At 63.9% G+C, this 15,469-nt stretch carries 12 protein-coding genes; 9 read left to right on the top strand and 3 right to left on the bottom strand.

All coding sequences use genetic code 11. The annotated features are described in order from the left end of the window. Window positions 1-99: 99 nt before the first annotated feature. A complete protein-coding gene (locus PO883_RS12885) occupies window positions 100-939 on the bottom strand; it encodes a M15 family metallopeptidase (protein ID WP_289310120.1) in 840 nt (279 codons plus the stop codon). A 201-nt stretch (window positions 940-1,140) separates the two neighbouring features. On the opposite strand from PO883_RS12885, the gene PO883_RS12880 reads away from it, so the two are divergent. From PO883_RS12880 to PO883_RS12855, 6 genes are all read left to right on the top strand, one after another. Further along, window positions 1,141-2,040: a hypothetical protein gene (locus PO883_RS12880; RefSeq protein ID WP_289310119.1), complete on the top strand. Its 900-nt coding sequence runs from the start codon at window positions 1,141-1,143 to the stop codon at window positions 2,038-2,040. Window positions 2,041-2,149: 109 nt separating this feature from the next. Further along, window positions 2,150-2,626: a hypothetical protein gene (locus PO883_RS12875; RefSeq protein WP_289310118.1), complete on the top strand. Its 477-nt coding sequence runs from the start codon at window positions 2,150-2,152 to the stop codon at window positions 2,624-2,626. 2 nt (window positions 2,627-2,628) lie between these two features. After that, complete coding sequence (locus PO883_RS12870; RefSeq protein WP_373890062.1) at window positions 2,629-3,378, top strand: SDR family oxidoreductase; 750 nt, start codon at window positions 2,629-2,631, stop codon at window positions 3,376-3,378. A gap of 432 nt (window positions 3,379-3,810) precedes the next feature. Next, on the top strand, window positions 3,811-5,097 hold the full coding sequence (locus PO883_RS12865) for a hypothetical protein (protein ID WP_289310116.1): 1,287 nt from the start codon (window positions 3,811-3,813) through the stop codon (window positions 5,095-5,097). Between the two features lie 386 nt (window positions 5,098-5,483). Then, window positions 5,484-8,129, top strand: coding sequence for a TonB-dependent receptor (locus tag PO883_RS12860; RefSeq protein ID WP_289310115.1), 2,646 nt, complete (start codon window positions 5,484-5,486; stop codon window positions 8,127-8,129). Window positions 8,130-8,274: 145 nt separating this feature from the next. Next, complete coding sequence (locus PO883_RS12855) at window positions 8,275-9,795, top strand: tryptophan halogenase family protein (protein ID WP_289310114.1); 1,521 nt, start codon at window positions 8,275-8,277, stop codon at window positions 9,793-9,795. A 53-nt stretch (window positions 9,796-9,848) separates the two neighbouring features. Here PO883_RS12855 and PO883_RS12850 read toward each other — a convergent pair whose 3' ends face one another. After that, entirely contained in the window at window positions 9,849-10,391 is a 543-nt protein-coding gene (locus PO883_RS12850) for an outer membrane beta-barrel protein (RefSeq protein ID WP_289310113.1), read from the bottom strand. A gap of 183 nt (window positions 10,392-10,574) precedes the next feature. Then, complete coding sequence (locus PO883_RS12845) at window positions 10,575-11,267, bottom strand: DUF6445 family protein (protein WP_289310112.1); 693 nt, start codon at window positions 11,265-11,267, stop codon at window positions 10,575-10,577. A 169-nt stretch (window positions 11,268-11,436) separates the two neighbouring features. On the opposite strand from PO883_RS12845, the gene PO883_RS12840 reads away from it, so the two are divergent. From PO883_RS12840 to PO883_RS12830, 3 genes are all read left to right on the top strand, one after another. Next, window positions 11,437-12,672, top strand: a complete 1,236-nt coding sequence (locus PO883_RS12840; RefSeq protein ID WP_289310111.1) for an ABC transporter substrate-binding protein — start codon at window positions 11,437-11,439, stop codon at window positions 12,670-12,672. A gap of 92 nt (window positions 12,673-12,764) precedes the next feature. Beyond that, window positions 12,765-13,778 carry a LacI family DNA-binding transcriptional regulator gene (locus PO883_RS12835; protein WP_289310110.1) on the top strand — a complete coding sequence of 338 codons (1,014 nt, stop codon included), beginning with the start codon at window positions 12,765-12,767 and terminating at the stop codon, window positions 13,776-13,778. Window positions 13,779-14,043: 265 nt separating this feature from the next. Beyond that, entirely contained in the window at window positions 14,044-15,417 is a 1,374-nt protein-coding gene (locus PO883_RS12830) for a GH1 family beta-glucosidase (protein ID WP_289310109.1), read from the top strand. The last annotated feature ends 52 nt before the right edge of the window (window positions 15,418-15,469 follow it).

The following is a 15,469-nucleotide window of genomic DNA, read 5'->3' as shown; positions in this document are numbered from 1 at the left end:
CTGGCCGGATCAGGGCGCAGCGACGGAAGGGGTCTTCCTTGTTCAGGCACAGCACGGGGGACATGCAGGTTCGCTGCCGTTGACCGCGCCTGGTGCCGCTCAGCGGCGCTTCATCACACCGGCCAGGCGCAGCTCGGTATGTCCGAAGTCCATCATTTTCCAGCGTCCGCCCCAGGTCAGCCCCAGCGATTCGGCAACTTCGCCGTACAGCTCGTAACCGCGCATGGCCCAGGGATCTTTTTCCGAAATTACAATTTTACCGTTACGTATGAAAGCGCAGTCGGCCGCCAGTCCGTACTGGTGCCAGCTCTGGAACGCAGCCGCATTGGTCACCGACGAGCCCATCGCGGCCAGCTTGTTCTGGCGTTCCGGACTGCGATAGCCTTCCAGGATGGCCATATCGTAACCATGCCGTTCTTTCATTATTTTAAACGCTTGCAGCAAGCGCTGGGTGTACGCCGGATTCATCAGTGACCAATCGCGGCTGGCCGAGACGATCATCGGGCGTTCCTGCTCGACTTCGACGGTGGCGAACAGCATCGGCGGCAGCGGCGCGGGCGGCACCAGGTTCTCGCCTTCGAGCAGGCCGGCGACCTGGGTATCCATTTCGCGGGTCGACTCCTCGAAGCCGCCAAGCACGGTGCCGCCGCTGAACAGGGCCACCAGCGGCGGCACCGACACCAGCACCAGGCCGCCGATCACGAGCAGGTAATGGCGGCGAAAGAACTGGCTGGCGTCGCGCGCCGATGTGCTGCCGGTTTGTCGTATCGCCGCAACACTTTGTCCCCTGACGCGTGCCGCCTGTCCGAACCAGCCTCGCAGGCGCAGGCCGGCGCGCGCCAGCATGCTCAGCACAAACGCGCGGCCGGCCGGAAACAGCACCAGAAAACTGATTACGCACGCCAGCAAAAAGTACAGGGCTACTGCAAGAAACAGCACGGGGACCTCATCAAGACATTCAAAACGAAAAGTGCGATACTGACATAAAGGATTGCTTGGAAGTATATCTTACTGTTATAGCAATCCGACAGGTGATTCCACACTCTTTTGTGAGGGGTTCCTGACGATTGACATGGTAAAAAAGCTTCACGTTTTTTTTGAATAGCGTAAAGTTATGTAGAAATCAACAAGGAGCACCCTTTGCAACATGACGATCAGTCGCCGCCAGCCTACAGGCGGCCCAGTTTACTTTCTACCGAGCAACAACAAGAGGCGGCGCGCGCGAGCGCCGACGCACGCCAGTCGACCCAAGCGGCCGACAAGTCCCCCCTCGATGCGGGCAAGGCCAAACGCGGCAAGGCCGCCTGGCTGGCCGGCGGCGCCGTGCTGGTGGCCGTGTGCGCCGGCGCCGCGGTGTGGCTGGCGCTGGAGGCCGACACCATGCCTGCCGTGGTCGCGTCCGGCCCGGCCGCACCGGTGCTTGCCGATCCGGTGACGCCGGCGCCGCTGGCCAAGCCGGGCGAGGCCGACGTAGCGGCCGCCACCACCAAGCCGGCCGGGGCCGACGTAGCGGCAGCCACCACCAAGCCGGCCGAGGCCGACGTATCGGCGGCCGCCATCCTGGAGCAGGGCGCCCCCGCGCCGGCCGCCGCCGCGAACGATCCCTCGCTCAAGGACATGCTCAACGCGCCGTCCGCACCCAAGCCCAAATCACCCGGGGAAGAATTGAGCAAGCTGCTTGCCAGCTCGCCGGCCGCACCTAAAAAGGCTGCCGCGAAGGCGGCCGACACACCGGCCAAAGCGGCGCAGCTGGCCAAAGCGGGCGACAAAAAGCCGGCGCCGCCGCTCAAGGCCGCGCCCAAGGCGGCCGCCAAGCCGACCGACGACGCCAGCCTGCTGGCGGCCCTGGAGGCCCACTCGAAGCAGCAGCAGGGCGAGCAGCGCCCGGCCGCGAATGCCGCCGCGCCCACCTCGCTCAAGCAATGCAAGCAGCTCAATGCGGCCCAGGCCGAGCAATGCCTGTTGCGCCTGTGCGCCGGCAGCGCCAAGGACGATCCGCAGTGCAAGTCGCGGCGCGTTCCCAACCCGGCCGCCGACTGAGCGTGCGGTGCGCCCTGGACGGTAGCCAAACGGGACTGAGTGCAACAAACCTCGTCGGCGGCATGATTTTCCTTCACAATAACGGCTTCACCTTTTGCAGGAGCATGACATGCTGAACAAGATCGTTTCCCGCCGCACGCTGCTGGCAGGCGCCGCCCTGTGGCTGCTGGGAACATCCGTCACGATGGCACAGACCGACAAGGTGCTTGATGTCGTGGTCTTCAATTATTCCGACCGCACCCTGTTCGACGTCACCGTCGGCGGCGTGCGCGTGGGCGGCGCCGGACCGTATCCATACAGCGGGCGCCGCGGCAAGATCGGCGCGCGCTTTTCCAACGGCCCGCAAACGGTCACCTGGCGTGTCGGCGTGGCCGCGGGCGAGGAGCAGGGCGAGGTCGTGCGTTCGGCCAACACCCCCACCATGGGCGAGATTCCATCGGATGCGCGCTATGTGTCGGTGCACATCTATCCGGACGCCGCGGTCGAGTTCATGTTCTCGCGCCGGGTGCCGGTGCTGAGCAAGCGCGGCGAAGCGATCGACGCCGATTACCGCCGCCGCAAGGCTGCCCAGCAATCGGAATCATGAGCATGAGCGCCGTCGTCAGCGGCCACACCCAGGGCCTGGGTGCGGCGCTGGCGGCCGAACTGATGACGCGCGGGATTGCCGTGCTGGGACTGGCGCGCGGCACGGCGCCGCAGCTGGCGGCGCGCTTCGGTCCGCTGCTGCGCGAGCACCAGGCCGACCTGTCCGACAGCGCGGCGCTGGCCGCCTGGCTGGCCACGCCCGCCTTGCGCGACTTTGTCGGCGCCAGCACCCAGGTTTTGTTGATCAATAACGCCGGCACGGTGGAGCCGGTCGGCGCGCTGCATGACCAGGACCCGCTGGCGGTGGCGCAAGCGGTGGCGCTGAACGTGGCCGCGCCGATGATGCTGGCCGCCGCCGTGGCGACAGCCGCCCGCCAGGCCGACTGCCGCATCCTGCACGTGTCGAGCGGCGCCGCGCGTACTGCCTACACCGGCTGGAGCGTGTACGGGGCCACCAAGGCCGCGCTCGACCAGCATGCGCGCGCCGTGGCGCTCGACTATCCGCTGGCGCCGCACGCCGCTGGCGTGCGCATCTGCAGCCTGGCGCCCGGCGTCATCGATACCGCCATGCAGGCGCGCATTCGGGCCACGCCCGAGAGCCGCTTTCCGCAGCGCGAGCGCTTCCTGGCCTTGCAGCGCGATGGCGCCCTCAGCTCGCCCGAGCAGTGTGCGGCTGGCGTGGTCGATTACCTGCTGGGGCCCGGGTTCGGTCGCGACGCGGTGGACGACCTGCGCGTCGCCGGGAGCCAGTAGACCCAAGGCATACCTTTCCCTTGGCGACGAGCTGAACTGAGACACGGCCGCCAAGTGGGGCTCCCTTGCTTATCGCGATCGCGGCACAATGCGCCGGCCTGTCTCATCCAAACCTCACCCGCCCCACACCGGGTTCCCGCGCGGCACCGCCGCCGCATGGGCAGCCTGCTCGCTAGCATGTAAATGCTTCCTTGCCAGATTAACGGGTAGAAAAGTATACCGGCGCGGGCATGTCATCACATCCGTATCATCGACGATCTGTCCGGATAAGAGCGTGTATCAATCTCCTCCTGCACGCACAGAGATACAGTATTCCTGATAAGCGATGACGCTCGTTGGCGCATCTGAAATCTGTGACGCTGTGCAATTTAACTCGCTGTGGAGGGATGGGCCATGTGTGCTTGCAATAATAGGGACTGCGACAGTCCAGCAATGTCGGGACTCATCAGGAGAATTGCGACAAGCTATGCAGGCATACTGCTCGCGCTAGTTGCCGGTATTTATCAACAAAATGTCATGGCGCAAAATTTTCCATCGTCCAACGATAAACTTCCCGTCGGCTGGACAGGTCCCGTCTTTAAGCTCAGCCAGGATTATCCAGCGACGCTCCCGCCAGACCCGCTTCCCTGGCAGGCCATTGATCCAACGCGCGAGCCGGAGCGGTACGCCCGCACGGTGTACCAATACGTTTTAGAAGGCAATATTGAGGCGGACTGGGATGTGCGCAACAACAAGGTGCGCACCTGGTATCACGCGCCCTGGATGCACTATGGAGATACCGGCCGGGAATTCATACGCGGACTGACAAGGGAAAGAACCAGCCCGGCTCCTGGCTCAGCTGGAAAAGGTGAATTGGGGCCGGCCCAGACCAGGTGTTTTCAGAACTGGGCCGTTGGATTCTATAATCCGCGCGGCGGATACCAGGTTGGCAAAGTCTGGGCAAAACCCGGCAGCCCGGACGCGGCATTATCTCAATTTCCCGATGGCACGGTGATTGCCAAGTTATTATTTACAACGGCCCCGGACGCCGAAGTTCCTTATCTCAAGGATACGGTCGAATGGCGTGCCAACGTGCACGTATTTTCCGGTGCTACCTGTCCAAGCGGCGCGCTGGTGCGCCGGCCGCAAACCGTGCGGCTGCTGCAAGTCGATATCGCCATCAAGGATGCGCGCGCAGCCGAGACAGGATGGGTATTTGCCACGCTGTCGTATAACGGCAATGCGGCCGGCGCCACGCCATGGGAAAGAATGCAATTGGTGGGCGTAATGTGGGGTAACGATATTGCCAAAAACCAGCAATGGATCAACAAGATGAATGGCACGCCGCAGCATCTGGGCGCCGACGGAAGGCTCAACGGCCCGGTGGACAATCCGCGCTCTTCCTGCATTTCTTGCCATGCGACGGCGCAAACCCCATCGCGTTCGCCCATGATCGCCCCCTCGCAAGCCGACGCGCCGCGCTGGTTTGCCAATTATCCGGGGAACCGGGCATTCGATGCGGGGGCCACCGCCACCGATTATTCCCTGCAAATAGCCATGGGAATCCAAAACCTGAACCGCTCGAAAACGCCGGTACGAAGCATGACCAACAAGGATCTCAAGCCAACGCTCGTCCCGGCGGAAGACATCAAGCTCATGAACCGGGCATTCGATTCCGGCAGGGATATACCGCTGCCGATCATCATTAACAAGGCCCTGGAATATCCCGTCGGCCGTTGATCGATGGCGTGCATGCGCCACCGGGCCGCCTGCGCGGGCGGGAGAGGGCGGGGGCGGGAGAGGGCGGGGGCGGGAGAGGGTGGGGCGGGGGCGGGCTGCCAAGGCGGGTGCTGCCCGCCCCCGCCTTGGCAGCCCGTTTCCGGGCGCGCCGCGCTTCCCCGGCTGTTGCTTTTTTAACTCCGTACAAAGTATCGTTGACATTGAAAAACATTGAGTGATATATTTTGCTCATCGATTGGGAGCGTTTCCAATTAGCGCGGAGGTGCCGGAACAGCCGATCATGCAGGTGTTGCCGAGGCGGCAGCAGGGTGTAGTGGAGTGAAGACGCGGCGCCGTCCCGGCTGCGGGCTAGCAACGATAATCATAAAAATCAATGAGGAGACGCAATGTTGTATCCGAAGACAAGAAGGACCCTGGTTAGCCTGGCCGTCGCCAGCGCGTGCGGGCTGATCGGCATGTCCGCCCATGCCCAGGCGCCCGCACCGGCCAGCGAAAGCGATAAAGAAGTCATTCCCGAAGTCAGGGTCACCGCCACCCGCTACTCGACCTCGCTGCTGAAAACCCCGCTGGCGGTCACCGCCTACAGCCAGGATAACCTGAACCGCATGGGCATCACCAGCGCCAAGGACCTGGCCAACGAAATTCCCAACGTCACCTTCCAGGCCACCGGCGACTCGGCGGTGCAGATCACCATCCGCGGCATCACTTCCTCGAACACCACCGAAATCGGCGACCCCGCCGTCGGCTTTCACATTGACGGCCTGTACTCGCCACGCCCGCAGGGCGCCCAGGCGCTCATGTTCGACATCGACCAGGTTGAAGTGCTGCGCGGCCCGCAGGGTACCCTGTTCGGACGCAACTCGACCGGCGGCAGCGTCAACGTCATTTCCGCCAAGCCCGACTTCTCCGGCACCTACGGCAAGGCCGAAGTCGACCTTGGCAACTACCGCAAGAAACAGGTCAACCTGATCCAGAACATCGCCGTCAACGACAAGCTGGCGCTGCGCGGCTCGTTTACCAAGGTCACCCGCAACGGCTGGGCCAACCAGATGTCGGACACGCGCGAAGCCAACGTGCCATCCAAGGGCTGGATTCCGGATGGCATTGCCGACGTCGACCAGCGCTACAACCACCCGGTCAGCGCCAAGGATTTCTACACCAACCAGGACGAGTACGCGGCGCGCCTGGCGGCCAAGTTCAAGATCACCCCCGACCTGACCCTGAACGCCGCCTACGAGCTGTTCCAGGACAATGGCGCCGGCAACACCAGCTTTCGCGACTGCGACCAGGCTGCGGGCACGCGCTACGCCTGCAGCGGCGGCCAGTGGGACCTCTTGATCAACGTGCCCGGCAAGACTGACATGACGATCAAGTCCCTGCGCGCCGGCCTGAGCTGGAACGTCAACCAGAACACCAGCATCGACTACAGCTTCATGCTGGCCAACCAGCAGCGTTCCCAGCTGTACGATGCGGACAAGGGCTTGACCGCCGCGCTGCCGTTCCAGGTGACGGCCGACTACCCGAACCGTCCGGACGCGGCCAACTGGAGCACCTGGCCGCTGGACGACCGCTACCAGGCCACCTGGGACTCGAAATACAAGTCCTCGGTGCAGGAACTCCAGCTCAAGCAGCAGTTCGACACCCTGCAATACGTGGCCGGCCTGTTCTGGATGCACGAGAAAAACCAGATCAACTACGAAGTCGTCGATTTCTTCCGCAAGCCGCACGGCATCGCGTCCGGCGCGTTTTACTCGCAGCCGGACCGCCAGGTCGACGCCAAGGCCGTGTTCGCGCAAGCCGACTGGAAATTCATCCCGACCTGGACCGCCACCGCCGGCGCGCGCTACAGCGTCGATTCCAAGGAAGACAAGAATGGCCTGAACCTGGGCGGCTGGGCCGGCGAGACGGCGTTCTACCGCGGCCAGTACAACGGCGGCACCCCGAACACGCCCGGCTACCGCTTCCCGCAGTCGACCGACCTGAAGCCGGGCATGGGCGGCAGCGTCGAGGCGTATTCCGGCTATGGCCGGCCATCGCCGAACGACCACAAGGATGAATGGAAGAAAGTCACCTGGCGCCTCGGCCTGCAAAAACAGGTCACCGACAACCAGATGGCGTACACCGCGCTGTCGACCGGCTACAAGGCGGGCGGCTTCGGCGATAAGGTCGACAGCTGCGGCGGCCACACCTGCGTCGATGGCAAGAAGGGCGTGGAAACCTTCCTGCCGTACCGGCCGGAACTGGTCACCAATCTTGAATTGGGCTACAAGGGCAAGTTCCTGGAAAACCGCCTGAGCGTGTCGGCCGTCGCCTTCATGATGCGCTACAAGGACCAGCAGCTGACCAATACCTATTTCGTCTCGAAATACCGTCCCGACGACGGCAAGCCGTGCGCCAGCGACCAGCCCAAGTGCGACGTGTATGAAACCTGGCGCACCATCAACGTCGGCAACACCCGCATCTCGGGGATCGAAGTCGAGTGGGATTACAAGCCCTGGAAGGGCGCCAAGGTCGGCGGCGCGTTCTCGAACCTGAACACCTCGATCCGCGATTACGGCGCCTACAGCGACGACTACCTGTGCGACGAGCGCGCCGAGTTCAAGCAGGAACGCTGCCCGCTGCCCTACGCTGGTGCCGGTCCCGACAACGGCAAGCGCCTGTACGACGTGACCAACAACCATCTGCCGAACGCGCCGAAATACACCTTCATGCTGCACGCTTCGCAAGCGTTCGTGCTCGACGGCGGCTACAAGCTGACCCCGTACTTCAAGGTCAACTGGCGCGACAAGGTCTACTTCGACGTGCGCAACGACGAGTTCGAGCACATCGGCCGCTTCCAGAAAGCCAACCTGACCGGCGACGCCTCGTTCCGGGTCGACGCGCCGAACGGCAACTGGCATGCGGAACTGTATGTGCGCAATGTGTCGGACAAGCGCGTGAAAACCTCCGGCAACAGCGGTATGGGCGGGCAGATGATCGCCAGCTATATCGAGCCGCGCATGTTCGGCGTGCGCGCCGGATTTAATTACTGATGAACGACTGACATCCACCGTTTGGCGAGCCCCGCGTGCCGCAAGGCGCGCGGTGGACCGGCGTGACCTGTTCCCCAGGCCACGCCGGTTTTTTTGCTTGTGTACTTAGTCACATTTTTAGTTACACCATCGACCGGAGAACCAGATGACAGACCAGCGCATCAAGCAGATCGTGATCGTCGGTGGCGGCACCGCCGGCTGGATGAGCGCCGCCGCGCTCTCGCAGCTGCTGCCCGTGGGCCACCACTACCGCCTGATCGAATCCGACCAGATATCCACCATCGGGGTGGGCGAGGCGACCATTCCCAGCATCCGCAATTTCAACCTGCACCTGGGCATCGATGAGAACGATTTCATCCGCGCCACCCAGGGCAGCTTCAAGCTCGGCATCGAATTTATCGACTGGGGCCAGCAAGGCAGCAACTACATCCACGGCTTCGGCTCGGTCGGACGCGACCAGCCGACCGCCAATTTCTTCCACTACTGGCTGAAAATGCACCAGGCCGGGCAGGCCGACAGCCTGGAACCGTACTCGATCAACACCATGGCCGCGCGCCTGGGCAAGTTCAGCCGGGGCCGTCCGGACTTGCCCAATTCGCCGCTGGCGGACCTGTCCTACGCCTTCCATTTCGACGCCGGCCTGTACGCGCGCTACCTGCGCAGCTACAGCGAGGCGCGCGGCGTGCAGCGCACCGAGGGGCGCATCGTCGAGACCGTGCTGCATGCGGACGGATCGATCGCCGCACTGCTGATGGAAAACGGCGAACGCATCGGCGGCGACTTTTTCATCGATTGCTCCGGCATGGTGGGCTTGCTGATCGAGCAAGCCCTGCATACCGGCTACGAAGACTGGAGCCACTGGCTGCCGTGCGACCGCGCCATTGCCGTGCCCTGCGAGTCGCACGGTCCGATGGCGGCGCTGACGCGCTCGACCGCGCACACGGCAGGCTGGCAGTGGCGCATCCCCTTGCAGCACCGCACCGGCAACGGCCACGTCTTTTCGAGCAAGTTCATGAGCGCCGACGAAGCCCAGGCCATCCTCATGAACAATCTCGACGGCCAGCCGCTGGCCGAACCGCGCCTGCTCAAGTTCACCACCGGCAAGCGCAAGCGCGCCTGGAACAAGAACTGCGTGGCGATCGGCTTGTCGGGCGGGTTCATGGAACCGCTGGAGTCGACCAGCATCCACATGGTCAAGACGGCGCTGATGCGCCTGATCAGCTTTTTCCCCGACCGTGGCTTCGACCAGGCCGACATCGATACCTTCAACCGCCTGTGCGACAAGGAATACGAGCAGATCCGCGACTTCCTGATCCTGCACTATAAAGTGAGCACGCGCGACGATTCGGCCTTCTGGCGCTATTGCCGCGACATGGAGGTGCCGGCCGGCCTGCGCCGCAAGCTCGACCTGTACGCCAGCCACGGGCGCATCCTGCGCGAGAACGAGGAGCTGTTTCCCGAGGATAGCTGGCTACAGGTGATGCACGGGCAGGGCTTGCGCGCGCGCGGCTACAACCCGGTGGTCGACCAGCGTGCCCCGCAGGAGATCGCCGAGTTCCTGCAGGGCACCCAGGCGGTGATCCGCAAGTGCGTCGATGCCATGGGCAGCCACGAGCAATTCATCAAGGCCAACTGCCAGGCGGCGCCGTTGCGGCGCGCGGCCTGACGACGGACGAAAAAAAACCGGCACGCAGCCGGTTTTCTTGTGGAACCGACTGCTTAGAACGAGAAACGCATGCCAGTCGACAGAACCGTGGCTTTCAGCGAACCATTATTGCCTTTTGCGACGGTGCCGTAGTTTTCGTATTCGACAAACGCGGCGATGGTCTTGGTCACAGCGAAGGTTGCGCCAACGCCCAGCAGCGCATCGGTCTTTTTCTGCTTGTCGTCACCATCGCCAACCACCAGCTGCATGGTGCGGTTCTTGGCGATGCCGAGTTTGCCGGTCAGCGCCCACTTCTCGCCCAGCGGCAGGGTGACGGTGCCGGCGGCGTAGAACGAACGCGCACGCGAACCGCTGAGCTTGCCGCCGGTTTCGGCCTTGCCGAAGTGGGTGAAGCCGGCTTCGACGCCGAAGTGCTTGTCGAAATTGAAACCGGTGAACAGTTTGACGCCAGCGGCGGTATCCTTGTACGTACCTGTTTTGATGCTAAGAACTTGCTCTGCAGCACCGACACCGGCACCGACGTAGGTGCTTTCGGCATGCGCTGCCATAGGAGCGGCGGCAGCGGCCAACATAGCAATAGCGAGTGTGTTTTTCACGTGAAATCCTGTAAATGGTTTGTAAAAATATGTCGTCAAATGTCGCCATTTGGCAAAATCTGCCGAAATTATATATCGACCAACCTTACGCTGATGCTTTTGAGTATCGGTTTGGCGGCAAATTTGGCTGGGATTTGCTGTAAAACAACGCCTCACCTGAACCGTAAGCACATGCAAGTGGGCTCAGGCGCTGCGCTTGCGGAAGCGAAAGAAGCCATTCATGGTCAGCCTGCCGCGCTCGGGGGCGGGGTGGAGCAGGGCGGGCGCCTCGATCTGGGCGGCGTGGAAAATCTCGCCATCGTAGAAAATTGCCCGGTTGAAACGCGCGGGAATGCTGCAGATTTGCTCGAAGTGGGTGTTCGAGGCGGTCAGGTAAGCGGAACCGTCCGCGTCCCGTGGCTTGCCGGCGTGGGCCTCGCGCAGCAGGCGCGCGGTGTGTTCGGGCCCCTGGGTGGGGCGATAAAAGCTGGTGCCCCCCATGCGCGCATCCTCGAACAGGTACACCACGGCCGCCGCCGCGCCCACGCCCGGCGCCAGGTCGGCGCAGTCGCGGTGGCACAGGCGCTGCAAGGGATGGAGGGCGGCCGCGGGCAGGGTGGCCAGCGCCAGGCGCGCGGCCACGCTGATGGTGCGCTGGGCGCCCAGCGCGCGCCGCACGTGCTGGATGAAGAAGTCGTCGAGACGAAACGCCATCTCCTGGCCCAGGTCCAGTTCCGGGCCGGGATAGTAATTGGCCGGATCGACGGCGAAGCGCTCCTGCGCGGCGGCGGCGTGCGCGACCAGGGCGCGCGGGTCGAGCAGGACATCGTCGATGACGACGCACGGCGCCTGCCCGGCGATGGCAATATAGCGGACTTGCGGACGCGGATTGAACACGGCGGCTCCATGCGACGAGGAATGAAAATAAGAGGATGAAAACGATATCACGGGACGCCGCGATCGCCTTGCGCGTTGACACTGAAATTCGTTGAATGATATAGTCAATCGACAAGATTGGAAAGCCTTCCAATCCAAGGCGGACGCAGACCCGCTTTCACAGGAGACCATGTTGAAACAACGAATTCTGGCCGCCGCGCTGGCGCTGGCAAGCGCCGGCGCCGCCTTTGGCGCCGACCCCAAACCGGAAGTGATCCACTGGTGGACTTCCAGCAGCGAAGCGGCCGCGGTGCGCACCATCGCCGACGCCTACCGCGCCGCCGGCGGCGTCTGGACCGATACCGCCATCGCCGGCGCCGACCAGGCGCGCGCGGTGGCGATCAACCGCATCGTGGGCGGCAATGCGCCGATGGCGGCCCAGTTCAACACAACCAAGCAGTTCACCGACCTGGTGGAGCAGGGCATGCTCAATAACGTCGACGACGTCGCCCTCAAGGAAGGCTGGGACAAATTCCTGCCCGAGCCGGTCTTGAGCGTCATCCGCGTCAAGGGCCATTACTACGCGGTCCCGGTCAACATCCACATGCAGGCATGGATCTGGTATTCCAAGGCGGCGTTCCAGAAGGCTGGCATTGCGAAAGAGCCGGCCAGCGTCGACGAACTGTTCGCCGCGCTCGACAAGCTCAAGGCGGCCGGGTTGATTGCGCTCGCCCACGGCGGCCAGCCATGGCAGGAAAACATCCTGTTCCTGTCGATGCTGGCCCACATGGGCGGTACCGATCTGTATCTGAAGGTGCTGCGCGAGCGCGACCCGGCGGCCATCAATTCCGAGGCCTTCCGCCGCGTCCTGCTCAATTTCAAGCGCCTGCAATCGTACGTGGACGCCGGCGCGCCGGGGCGCAACTGGAACGACGCTACCGCGCTGGTCATCTCCGGCAAGGCCGGCATCCAGGTGATGGGCGACTGGGCCAAGGGCGAATTCGGCGCGGCGCGCCAGAGCGCCGGCAAGGAATACGGCTGCATCGCCGGCTTCGGCCCGCGCTCGCCCTATCTGATCCAGGGCGACGCCTTCGTCTTCCCCAAGACCGCCAATGCGCAGCAGGTCAAGTACCAGAAGCTGCTGGCCAGCGTGATCGTGGCGCCGCGCACCCAGGTCGACTTCAACAAGCTCAAAGGCTCGATTCCGATCCGGGGCGACGTCGATGCGTCGGCCATGGACCCGTGCGCGAAGGCCGGCATGGCGATCATGAAGGACCGCACGCGCCACGTTGGCATCGGCGAGGTGTATCTGACGCCCGACCAGAATGGCGCGATGCAGGATGTACTGACATCGTTCTGGAATACCAGGATGCCGGCCGAGAAGGCGCAAAAACTGATCGCCGCCGCCCTCAGGAACGAGCAGTGACCGGTTTGGGGCGGCGCGCGCTTGTGAGAGGGCGCCAGAATGCAGTATGCTGCGATTTTTGCAGTCCCCCTTTTTGAACGGAAGATGCGCGCGTGGCAACTCTCAAAGACGTAGCACTGCGGGCCGGCGTCGGCCTCGGAACGGCATCGCGTGTGGTCAGCGGCAAGGGCGCGGTGTCGCCCAAGACGCTGGCGCGGGTCCAGAAGGCGATCGAGGAACTCGAATTCCATCCCTCGTACGCGGCCCGCTCGCTGATGCTGGGCAGTTCGCAGATGATCGGCGTGTACATTCCCTACCTGAGCGGCACCTTCTACACGCCGATTCTCAAGCTGATTTACTCGGAATTACGGGCGGCGGGGCTGAACATGGTGGTCGGTTTCGGCATCGGCAGCGATGACGAGCGCACCCAGGCCGTGCAGGGGATCGATTTTCTCAAGGAGCGCGGCTGCGACGGCGTGCTGGTGATGAGTAACGTGCTGCGCGACGAAGACATCGAGGCGCTCGGGCCGCGCAAGTCGCGCCTGGTGCTGCTCAATCACAGCCTGCCCTCGATCGCCGCCCAGAGCTTCACCATCGACCATCTGTACGGCGGGCGCCTGGCGGCGCAGGCACTGCTGCGCGAGGGGCACCGCGATATCGCCGTCATCGCCGGGCCGCGCGGCGCGCCCGACAACGTCGAGCGCATCGATGGCTTTTTGAGCGAGCTGGCGCAGGCCGGCATCGATATCGGCGGCATGTGGGTGGCCGAAAGCGATTTCGCGCCGCAGGGCGGCTGGGAAGCGGCAAAGGAACTGGCTGAATCGGGCTATCCGTTTACCGCCGTGTTTTGCGCCAATGACGATATGGCGGTGGGGGCGCTGTCGTATTTCCAGCAGGCCGGCGTGGCGGTGCCGGAGCAGGTGTCGGTGCTCGGCTACGACGACACCAACAGCGCCGAATACACGGCGCCGCGCCTGACCACGGTGCACATGCCGTGGACCGAGATGACCTTGAATGGCTTGAACTGCCTGCTCAATCGCTGCTATGGGATGGAGCGGACGGTCACGCATGCGTATCCGGTGACGATCGCGATGCGGGCGTCGCTGGGGAAGGCGAAGGACATGTAGCGCTGTAGGCCGGTAGCGCCGCGGGTAGCCTTGCACCCGTCGACGGTTGACCGTCGACCGTCGACCCGTAAAGCCGTAAAACCGTAAAGCCGTCGTTCCCGCCACTGGCAGAAACGACGGATATTCGCTCATCGCCATTGGTAAAAGCAGCGTGATTCAACGATCAAATAATCCCCCCATCGCCCTTGCCGGCGCTTTTTTTTGTGGTAAAGTGGAAGCGATTCCAATTTTTCATCGAGCAACTTTAACACTGACCGATCTCCCTATGACCAACCAGAAAAACGACCCGCACCAGCCCCTCGCACGCGCCAGTTTCGGCGACGACTTCCTGTGGGGCTGTTCGACCTCGGCCTTCCAGATCGAAGGGGCGGGCAGCGCCGACGCTCGGGTGGCGTCGATCTGGGATACCTTCTGCGCCACCCCCGGCAAGATCCGCGACGGTTCCAACGGCGCCGTGGCCTGCGACCATTACCACCGCTGGCCGGAAGACTTCGACATCGGCCAGTCGCTCGGCCTGAACGCCTACCGCTTCTCGATCGCGTGGCCGCGCATCGCCGGCGGTCCCGGGGCCGCCCCCAATGGCGCGGGTCTCGACTTCTACGAGCGCCTGGTCGACGGCATGCTCGAACGCGGCCTGCAACCGTGGGCCACCCTGTACCACTGGGACTTGCCGCAATACCTGCAGGACCAGGGCGGCTGGGCCAGGCGCGACACCGTGGCCGCCTTTGTCGACTATGCGGACGTGGTCACGCGCCGCCTGGGCGACCGCGTGCGCCACTGGATCACCCACAACGAACCATGGTGCACCGCCATGCACGGCAATCTCGATGGCATGCACGCACCCGGCCTGCGCGACGCGCCGACCGCGCTGCAGGTATGCCACCATGTGCTGCTCTCGCACGGCCTGGCCACCCCGGTGATCCGTGCCAATGTGCCGGATGCGCAGGTCGGCATCGCGCTCAGCCTGCACCCGATCCGCGCCGCCTCCGCCAGCGCAGCGGACCAGCAAGCCTTGCTGCGCCACGACGGTTTCCGCAACCGCTGGTTCCTCGACCCATTGTACGGGCGCGGCTACCCGCAAGAGACGCTGGCGCTGCTGGGCGCGGCGGCGCCGCTGGTGCTGGAGGGCGACATGCAAGCCATCGCGGCGCCGACCGATTTCGTCGGCCTGAACTACTATTTCCCCGAGATCGTGCGCGACGCGCCCGGCGCCGGCTTCCTGCGCACCGAGGTGGTCTTGCCGCAAGACCGCGAGCGCACCGATTTCGGCTGGGAAGTCGCGCCCGATGGCCTGACCGAGCTGTTGCTGCGCATCGCCCGCGAATACCAGCCGGGCGAGGTGTACGTCACCGAAAACGGTTCCTCCTACGACGACCTGGTGCAGGCGGACGGCAGCGTCGACGACGAGGCGCGCCGCCACTACCTGGTGCGCCACCTGGCCGCCCTGCGCGCCGCCCAGGAGCAAGGCGTACCGGTGAAGGGCTATTTCGCCTGGAGCTTGCTGGACAACTTCGAATGGTCGGAAGGCTACCTGCGCCGCTTCGGCATTGTCCACGTCGACTTCGAGACCCAGGCGCGCACCCTGAAAAGCAGCGGACGCTGGTACCGCGAGTTCCTGCACGGACGCAACGAACGCTGAGCATGCCTTAGTGCATGGTTTTTCGTGCAATAGACCGACACGAAAATGCGGC

Source organism: Massilia sp. DJPM01 (assembly GCF_030348125.1).
Classification (GTDB): Bacteria; Pseudomonadota; Gammaproteobacteria; order Burkholderiales; family Burkholderiaceae_D; genus Telluria_A; species Telluria_A frigida.
This window is presented reverse-complemented; position numbering and strand designations above follow the sequence as displayed.

Coding starts and splice junctions, on each gene's coding strand:
- PO883_RS12875 (WP_289310118.1), top strand. CDS start 2,150: ATGCTGAACAAGATCGTTTCCCGCCGCACGCTGCTGGCAGGCGCCGCC.
- PO883_RS12870 (WP_373890062.1), top strand. CDS start 2,629: ATGAGCGCCGTCGTCAGCGGCCACACCCAGGGCCTGGGTGCGGCGCTG.
- PO883_RS12865 (WP_289310116.1), top strand. CDS start 3,811: ATGTCGGGACTCATCAGGAGAATTGCGACAAGCTATGCAGGCATACTG.
- PO883_RS12860 (WP_289310115.1), top strand. CDS start 5,484: ATGTTGTATCCGAAGACAAGAAGGACCCTGGTTAGCCTGGCCGTCGCC.
- PO883_RS12855 (WP_289310114.1), top strand. CDS start 8,275: ATGACAGACCAGCGCATCAAGCAGATCGTGATCGTCGGTGGCGGCACC.
- PO883_RS12840 (WP_289310111.1), top strand. CDS start 11,437: ATGTTGAAACAACGAATTCTGGCCGCCGCGCTGGCGCTGGCAAGCGCC.
- PO883_RS12830 (WP_289310109.1), top strand. CDS start 14,044: ATGACCAACCAGAAAAACGACCCGCACCAGCCCCTCGCACGCGCCAGT.